Source organism: Flavobacterium sp. A45 (assembly GCF_002001005.1).
GTDB lineage: Bacteria > Bacteroidota > Bacteroidia > Flavobacteriales > Flavobacteriaceae > Flavobacterium.
In genome coordinates this window covers 44,698-53,103 of record NZ_MUNX01000089.1, presented here as the reverse complement: position 1 = coordinate 53,103, position 8,406 = coordinate 44,698, and the positions used below count along the sequence as shown (strand labels likewise).

Sequence of the window (8,406 nt, the reverse complement as noted above, 5' to 3'; positions counted from 1 at the left end):
TTATTGATGTATCTGACTAAACCTTCCATAAATTGTAACTTGTCAATACTTTCAAGTTTACTATTTATATTATAGTAATCATTAATTATTTTTGAGTATTCAGGCAGTATTTTTTTTAAATCTCTTTTTGTTTCTATTCGATAGAACGTTTTTTTGTTTTTAATTACAAAAATATTGTGGTTTAAATAATCACTATAGATACCATCAGATTGATTGATTTCTTTTCTTTCCTTGTAATGTTTTATATAGAGTGAGATTTCATTCCCAATAAAATTTTCCTCATATAAACCTTTTATGAAATCTGGTTTTAAAGATAAATCCAGATCCATATTGATGAATTTTTTGTTTTTTATAATAAAGAAATTGATTTTATTTCGGTTTAGATTTATCGAAAGATTGTCAGTTTGGCCTTTGTGTTTAAAGACTAATTGATCATCCAATAAGTCATACTTAAGATTGATGTTTAGATAAATTTGATTGTCGTAAATAAGTTGACCAATGCTAAACTCATCTTTTATGTAATATCTTTGATTTTTGGAAATTATTCTGAACAAATTTGAGTGGAGTGTTCCATTGTTAATTCCAAGATTTTCTTTTCCAACAATGGAATCGAATTTGGTATATAACGATATTTCAGAATTGGTTTGGGAATGTGTTTTTGAAGTAGTTGACGTAATTATAGTCAATAACACTATAAGTTTAATCTTTGATTTTCTAAATTGCATTTTTGTATTGTGGTTTTTTTGTAGTTGGTTTGTGTTAATAGATGATTTTAAACCTAATTTTAGAAAAACTACGCTTTTTTTATAAAAGTAATATTTAATCTTACAAAAACAAGGCTAATTGTTATATTTTTATTTTTTTAACTTATTCTGAAATAAAAGGCAAAAATAAATTTTATTTAAAAAATAGTTTTGAAGATTATGCGATTCTATTAAATTTTTGATTTTGGTATTGATGGGGAGCGTATTTTTTATTGCAAAAGAAGTAGGAATATTTGAAGGTTAAATTGTTTTGGCGCATAAGAATACCGAAAACCCCCGTTTCACCATGATGAAACGGGGGTTTTTCTATAAAATAAACCTTTAGTAAACTAAGATTGGATTACTCTTTCTTTTCCTCACGTGGAGGTCTTGGTAGAAGTGCTTTTCTAGACACTTTTTCTTTTCTGGTTTTTGGATCAAGTCCTAAGTATTTCACTTGGAAAACATCTCCCATGTTTACTACATCGGCAACGTTTTCTGTACGCTCCCAAGCTAGTTCAGATACGTGAAGCAATACTTCATTTCCAGGAGCAGCAGTGTATTCTACAACTGCACCAAAATCAAGCATTTTGATTACTTTCACTTCATAAGCTTCTCCCATTTGTGGTTTGAAAGTGATCGATTGGATTTTAGCTAATACCGCCTCAATTCCAGCAGGATCAGTTCCTAAAATTTCAATAACTCCTTGTTCGTCTACTTCGTTGATTACGATAGTCGTTCCCGTAGCTTTTTGCAATTCTTGAATTACTTTTCCACCAGGACCAATTAATGCTCCAATGAAGTTTCCAGGAATAGTTCTAGTAATGATTTTAGGAGAGTGTGCTTTAACGTCTGCATTTGGTTTTGCAAGAGTTTCAAGTAATTTTCCTAAAATGTGTAAACGTCCGTCACGAGCCTGAGCTAAAGCCTGCTCCATGATTTCGTATTTCAATCCGTCAATTTTGATGTCCATTTGACAAGCTGTAATGCCTTCTGAAGTTCCTGTTACCTTGAAATCCATATCTCCTAAATGATCTTCATCACCTAAAATATCAGATAAAACGGCAAAACGTTCGCCATCAGTAATCAATCCCATTGCAATTCCAGAAACCGGACGAATCATTTGAATACCAGCATCCATCAAAGCCAATGTTCCAGCACAAACTGTAGCCATAGAAGATGAACCATTTGATTCCAATACCTCAGAAACAACTCTGATTGTATATGGATTTTCAGCAGGAATCATGTTTTTCAATGCTCTTTGTGCCAAGTTTCCGTGACCAACTTCTCTTCTTGAAGTTCCTCTCAACGGACGAGCTTCTCCTGTAGAAAATGGTGGGAAGTTATAGTGCAAGTAGAATTTTTCTTCTCCTTGTTCAGATGGTGAATCAATTTGGTTAGCTTCTCTAGAAGTTCCTAAAGTTGCTGTTGCCAAAGCTTGAGTTTCTCCACGAGTAAATAATGCAGAACCGTGAACAGATGGTAAATAATCTACTTCACACCAGATTGGTCTGATTTCTGTAGTTTTTCTTCCGTCAAGACGAGTCCCTAAATCTAAAGTTACATTACGAACAGCTTCTTTATTGGTTTTGTAGAAGTATTTAGAAACTAAATCTCCGTTTTCTGCCAATTCTTCTTCTGTAAACAAGGCGCGTACTTCTTCTTTTACAGCATCAAATGCAGCAGAACGTTCGTGTTTAGCCGAACCTTTACTTGCAATAGCGTAAATTTTATCATAAGCAGCTGCTTTTACTTTTGCGTAAATAGCATCGTCTGTTTTTTCAGTTTCATAAGTACGAACTTCTTTTTTTCCAAATGCTTGAGCCAATCTTTCTTGAGCTGCAATTTGTACTTTAATATGTTCGTGAGCAAATTTAATTGCTTCTAACATTTCAGCTTCTGAGATTTCTTTCATTTCTCCTTCTACCATTGCGATAGAATCTGTTGAAGCTCCAATCATCATGTCAATATCAGACAATTCTAATTGTGCGCGGGATGGATTGATGATGAATTTACCGTCAATTCTTCCTACTCTCGCTTCTGAAATTAAAGTTTCAAAAGGAATGTCAGACAAAGCAAGAGCTGCCGAAGCTGCTAATCCTGCTAATGCATCCGGCATAACTTCATCATCATGAGACATCAATTGAATCATAACCTGAACTTCTGCGTGATAATCACTTGGGAAAAGCGGACGTAAAACACGGTCAACTAATCTCATTGTTAACACTTCGCTATCACTAGGACGAGCTTCTCTTTTGAAGAAACCTCCAGGAAAACGTCCTGCTGCAGCAAATTTTTCGCGATAGTCTACCGTAAGTGGTAAAAAGTCGATACCTGGACTTGCTTTTCTTGATGATACAACTGTTCCTAAAATAACAGTTTTACCAATTCTTACTACTACAGATCCATCAGCTTGTTTTGCTAAACGTCCTGTCTCGATTGTGATGCTTCTGCCATCACCTAAATCGATGCTTTCTACAAATAATTGTGGAATCATAATTTTTTTCCTTATTGGTTATACAATGGGTTTTAGTTGTGTTGTTAGTTGTAGTTGTTGCGTAGTTAATGCCTAAAACCCAATGAAAAACCAAACTTTTTTTAATGAAATGTCATTTTGAAAAAAAATGACAATAAGTTTTAAATTTAAAACAATTTTTTTAAATCTAAAGAATAAATAAAAAAAAGAGGCACTCTCGCACCTCTTTTATATATTGATTATTTTCTAATACCCAATACTTTGATAATCTCACGATATCTGTTGATTTCTGTTTTCTTCAAGTAATCCAACAAAGCTCTTCTTTTACCTACTAACAGTACCAATGAACGCTCAGTGTTAAAATCGTGACGATTTTTTTTCAAGTGCTCAGTAAGGTGGCTGATTCTGTAAGTGAATAACGCGATTTGACCTTCTGCAGATCCTGTGTTTTCTGCTTTTCCTCCGTGTTTAGCGAAGATTTCTTCTTTAATCTCTTTAGTTAAATACATTCGAATATTATTTAATGATTTTTATGTATGTCTTACAGCTATTATAAGACGGGTGCAAAAGTAATGCAAAATATTGAAATATTCAAAAAAATAATGATTAAATGATTTTGAAGTCTTATAAAAAGGACTTTTTAAATCTTTGGCTTTTTAAATTTTTAAATCCTTAAAACAGTTTCGCAATCTCCTCATTCACAAATTCCAGAAAACGCTCGTCTTCTTCGGTAAACGGGTCGATAACGTGGCTGTCAATATCAATTTGACCAATGTTTTCTCCATTTACAAAAAGAGGAACTACAATTTCGGATTTTACAGTAAAACTGCAGGCGATATAATTGTCTTGTGCACTTACATCTGGGACGACAAAATTAGTATTGGAAACTGCTACTTGTCCGCAGATTCCTTTTCCGAAAGGGATAACGGTATGATCGGTTTCAGCACCTACGTATGGGCCAAGGTGTAGTGTTTTGGCCTCATGATTGGCAAAATAAAAACCTACCCAGTTGTAGTAGGAAACGGAATCACTCAAAAGTTGACAAACGGCTAGAAGTTTTTCGTCTCTTGAAAGCGTTGTATTTAATGTAATTTCAGTTACTTTGGGCTGTAATTCTTGAAAAGTCATGGTTTGTTATATTTTTTACAAAAGTATTTAAAAGCCAATTTTAAAATTGTATAAATTTGTTAAAAATTTAATTTTGAAATTGTGATGATTCAAAATAGTAGGTAGGATGATTAGTTTCGATTTGTTTTCCTATAAAAAATAAAACTATAAATGAAAAGATACTTCATTCAGTACAAGCCTTTTTTGCTTTTTTTTATTAGTTTTTTTGGTGCTTATGTGTTGCTTACTTTTCTGTATCAGTTCTTTTTGGATGGTTTTGAGAACAAGAAAGTAGATGCAATAACACGGATGGTGGCAAGAAATACAAAAGAAGTTGTTTCGTGGATAAATCAATCGAGTGATGTAGTGGAAAGTGATAATACCCCAGTTTTCACTGTTTTTTTTAAGAATCAAAGTGTTGCCCAGATAGTTGAAGGGTGCAATGGAATTAGTGTAATTATTTTGTTTATTTCTTTTATTGTGGCATTTTCGGGAAGCTTAAAAAACACCTTGCTTTTCATCTTTGGCGGAAGCCTGATAATTTATGTCTTGAATGTTATTCGTATAGTTTTTTTGACTGTTTTACTTTATTATTTTCCAGAGCAGTCTCATTTATTGCATGGCGTTCTTTTTCCATTGAGTATTTATGGTTTAGTTTTTATCTTATGGGTGATTTGGGTCAATAAATTCTCGAAATATGCTAAATAAATTACTTCAAAATAAAACTTCAATTTTTGTTGTAATGCTATTTGTTACACTATTGGTTTTTGTTAGGGCGTTTGAAAAACAATTGTTTTACGATCCTTTTTTGGTTTATTTTGAAGGTGATTATATGGAATTGCCTTTGCCCGAATTTGATAATCTAAAATTATTTTTCGGGTTGACTTTTCGCTTTTTTTTGAATGCCTTATTTTCTTTGGGAATTCTTTATTTTATTTTTAAGGATAAGGAAATGATATCGTTTGTATCCATTTTGTATCTTTTTTTGTTTGTGATTTTAATTGCTGCCTTCTTTTGTATGCTACACTTTTTTAAAAATCAGGAAAATTTACTTCTGTTTTACGTACGTCGTTTTTTGATTCAACCTTTGTTTGTAATTGTTTTTATACCAGCGTTTTATTATCAAAAACTAAATAATTAACCATAGTTATTTTGTATCTTTAATCTGAATTTAGCAAACTTACTTGCCAAATTCAAGAAAGATGAAAGTTGTAAAATATTCAGGTGCAATTGTTGATTTTAATCGATCAAAATTAAAACACTCCCTACTGAAATCAGGAGCTTCTCCCGATATAGTTGACAATGTTTTGCAACTGATTGAAAGTGAGATTTATGAGGGTATTTCTACCAAGCGTATTTATAAAATGGCTTTTGGACTACTTAAGAAAACTTCAAATTCGCACGCTGCTCGATATAATTTAAGAGAAGCTATCCGATTATTGGGACCTGCAGGTTTTTTTTTCGAAAAATTCATTGCTCGCCTTTTCGCATTCGAGCATTATGAAACCAAAGTGAATTTGATTTTGTGGGGCAAATGTGTTTCGCATGAAGTTGATGTTCTGGTTAAGAGTAATGATGTCATAAGTATGGTGGAGTGTAAATTTCATGTGGGCAGAGACGCTACAACCGATGTGAAAGTGCCAATGTATATTTTGTCTCGATTCAATGATTTGAAAGAGAAAAAACATGAAATTTTTTCGAGAAATGATGTTATTTCAAAATGTTGGATTGCTACCAATAATCGTTTTACTTCTGATGCTGTTGATTTTGCTAAATGTTCAGGTCTTAATTTGATCTGTTGGGATTATCCAAAAGGCAATAATTTAAAAAACAAAATCGATAATCGTCAATTGTATCCAATTACTTGCCTGACAACTTTGACACTTTCTGAAAAAGAAAAATTACTGATTTTGGATGTTATTTTAGTTCGGGAGATTATCAATAACCGTGAGGATTTGGAAAAAATTGGGTTGAGTCCCAATCGAATAAAAAATGTGATTAAAGAAGCGTCAGAGTTGTGCCGGTTTATATAGTTTTTTTAAGTGACTAATTTGCTAAGATTTCGATTTTAAAAGATATAAAGTGTTTTTTCTAAACTTGGAAGCTTAGATTCTTAGTGACTTAGCGTCTTTTTTTTACAATTAATCTAAATTGAATTAAAATGAAAATTAAATGCATTGGTGGAGTGGGAACGGTTACAGGATCTAAAACTTTGGTAGAAAGTAACGGTATTCGGATTTTGATAGACTGTGGGCAATTTCAAGGGTTAAAGTCCTTGCGGGAATTGAATTGGGAACCTTTGCCAATTTTGCCTTCGACTATAGATTTTGTATTGCTTACTCACGGTCATTTGGATCATTGTGGCTGGTTACCAAGATTGGTAAATCAAGGATTTGAAGGTAAAATATATTGTACGAGTCCAACAAAGGATATTGCTAAATTGATACTTTTGGACAGTGCTAAAATTCAGGAAGAAGATGCCAGAATTGCCAATGAAGGAAAATTTTCAAAACATGAAATAGCAGAGCCACTTTATACTATTGCTCAAGCCGAAAAGGTTTTTCCTCATTTTAGAGTCATTAATCCCAACGAAAGTATTTTGTTAGATGCCGAAATAGAAGCTGTTTTTACCAATGCAGGACACATTTTGGGGGCGTGTACAATTGAGCTTCATCTTGAAAATAAAGTTCTTGTATTTTCAGGAGATATTGGAAGGGACAATGATGTGTTGATGTTTCCGCCCACAAAACCCAAAAAGGCAGATTATGTCTTCCTTGAAAGCACTTATGGCAATAGGCTTCATCCAGATATTGATCCTAAAGCTGAACTTGAAATTTATATTAATAATACCGTTCAAAATGGAGGGACTATCATAATTCCGAGTTTTGCAGTTGAACGTTCTCAAAGTATAATGTACTTGCTTTGGCAATTGAAGGAAGAAGGCAGAATTCCAGATATTCTATATGTTATTGATACTCCGATGGGGATTAGTATGTTGCAACTTTTTTCCAACAACAGAAAATGGCACCGTTTGCACCAAGAAGAATTTACAGCTATGTGTAAAATGTTTACGATGGTTTCAGATTATCAAGAAACTATTGAAACCATTTATAATAAACAGTCAAAAGTAGTTATAGCCGCAAGTGGTATGGTTACGGGTGGTAGAGTGTTGAGTTATTTGGAACGATATATAGGATTACCCGAAACTATGGTAATAATAATAGGTTATCAAGGAGAAGGCACACGCGGAAGAAAATTGTTGGAAGGAGCAAAGGATATAAAAATACATGGAAAGTATTACTCGGTAAAAGCTAAAGTGGTTGAAATTGAAACCTTATCTGCACATGGAGATCAAAAGGATTTGATTAATTGGCTTTCGGATTTGGAGAAAGCTCCCAAAAAAGTATTTTTGGTACACGGGGAAAATGAGCCAGCCGATGAACTTAGAATGAAAATTAAGGAAAAATATGGTTTTGATTGTATTGTTCCTTTGATGGGTCAGGAGTTTGAATTGTAGTTTCGGTTTTGAACCTGATTCAATCAGTTGATTTTGAATCAGAAATTTAGAGTATTAGAACCTTTACTTCTTCTTGAATAAAAATTAACAAAACCTTGGTTTTTGGAAGTGATATTAATGCTAATTTTGCAATATGAATTTCAAAAAGCACATAAGTATATTTCTAGCATTTCTATTATTGGTTTCCAATGTAGGTCTTGCTTTTAACGTACATTATTGTGGAGGAGAATTAGCCTCTGTTTCATTGAATTCAGTTTTACCATCACTGCAAAGTGAAAAAGGTTGTTGCGAAAAAAAAGTCACTAGTAAAAAAGACAGTTGCTGTAAGGATAAAAAAATTGTCATTCAGAAAAAATCAGACAATGGAATTGTGAAAACTTTTTCTTTTCAGATGGATTATGCATTCGTAATTCCGGAAACACATTCATTTGTTTTTGCTACTGTCGACAATTTCAAAAATAATTCAGTTCTTGCTTATTATTGCGATGCCAATGCACCGCCACTTTTCAAGCTGTACAGCCAATACCTCCTTTACGATAAGTTATAATGTTTAATTGAAGTTA

9 protein-coding genes are annotated in these 8,406 nt (G+C 32.9%); 5 read left to right on the top strand and 4 right to left on the bottom strand.

Annotated features, from left to right (window positions below):
- The 4 genes from B0E44_RS11035 to B0E44_RS11020 form a co-directional block, all read right to left on the bottom strand.
- Positions 1 to 725: hypothetical protein (locus tag B0E44_RS11035; RefSeq protein WP_077374693.1), on the bottom strand; the 725-nt coding region annotated here is incomplete at its 3' end.
- 379 nt (positions 726 to 1,104) lie between these two features.
- Positions 1,105 to 3,240, bottom strand: coding sequence for a polyribonucleotide nucleotidyltransferase (locus tag B0E44_RS11030; RefSeq protein WP_077374690.1), 2,136 nt, complete (start codon positions 3,238 to 3,240; stop codon positions 1,105 to 1,107).
- A gap of 218 nt (positions 3,241 to 3,458) precedes the next feature.
- Positions 3,459 to 3,728, bottom strand: coding sequence for a 30S ribosomal protein S15 (gene rpsO, locus B0E44_RS11025; RefSeq protein ID WP_077374687.1), 270 nt, complete (start codon positions 3,726 to 3,728; stop codon positions 3,459 to 3,461).
- Positions 3,729 to 3,891: 163 nt separating this feature from the next.
- Complete coding sequence (locus B0E44_RS11020; RefSeq protein WP_077374684.1) at positions 3,892 to 4,347, bottom strand: GAF domain-containing protein; 456 nt, start codon at positions 4,345 to 4,347, stop codon at positions 3,892 to 3,894.
- Positions 4,348 to 4,497: 150 nt separating this feature from the next.
- Between B0E44_RS11020 and xrtF the strand changes: the two genes are divergently transcribed.
- From xrtF to B0E44_RS10995, 5 genes are all read left to right on the top strand, one after another.
- Positions 4,498 to 5,034 carry an exosortase family protein XrtF gene (xrtF, locus tag B0E44_RS11015; protein ID WP_077374682.1) on the top strand — a complete coding sequence of 179 codons (537 nt, stop codon included), beginning with the start codon at positions 4,498 to 4,500 and terminating at the stop codon, positions 5,032 to 5,034.
- Positions 5,024 to 5,467, top strand: a complete 444-nt coding sequence (locus B0E44_RS11010; RefSeq protein ID WP_077374678.1) for an exosortase F system-associated protein — start codon at positions 5,024 to 5,026, stop codon at positions 5,465 to 5,467. The genes xrtF and B0E44_RS11010 overlap by 11 nt, the downstream gene beginning before the upstream one ends.
- A 61-nt stretch (positions 5,468 to 5,528) precedes the next feature.
- Positions 5,529 to 6,359, top strand: a complete 831-nt coding sequence (locus B0E44_RS11005; RefSeq protein WP_077374675.1) for an ATP cone domain-containing protein — start codon at positions 5,529 to 5,531, stop codon at positions 6,357 to 6,359.
- Positions 6,360 to 6,487: 128 nt separating this feature from the next.
- Positions 6,488 to 7,843, top strand: coding sequence for an MBL fold metallo-hydrolase RNA specificity domain-containing protein (locus B0E44_RS11000; RefSeq protein WP_077374672.1), 1,356 nt, complete (start codon positions 6,488 to 6,490; stop codon positions 7,841 to 7,843).
- A 133-nt stretch (positions 7,844 to 7,976) separates the two neighbouring features.
- The gene (locus tag B0E44_RS10995) at positions 7,977 to 8,390 is read left to right on the top strand and encodes a hypothetical protein (protein ID WP_077374669.1); all 414 of its coding nucleotides are present in this window, start codon (positions 7,977 to 7,979) and stop codon (positions 8,388 to 8,390) included.
- Positions 8,391 to 8,406: the final 16 nt, after the last annotated feature.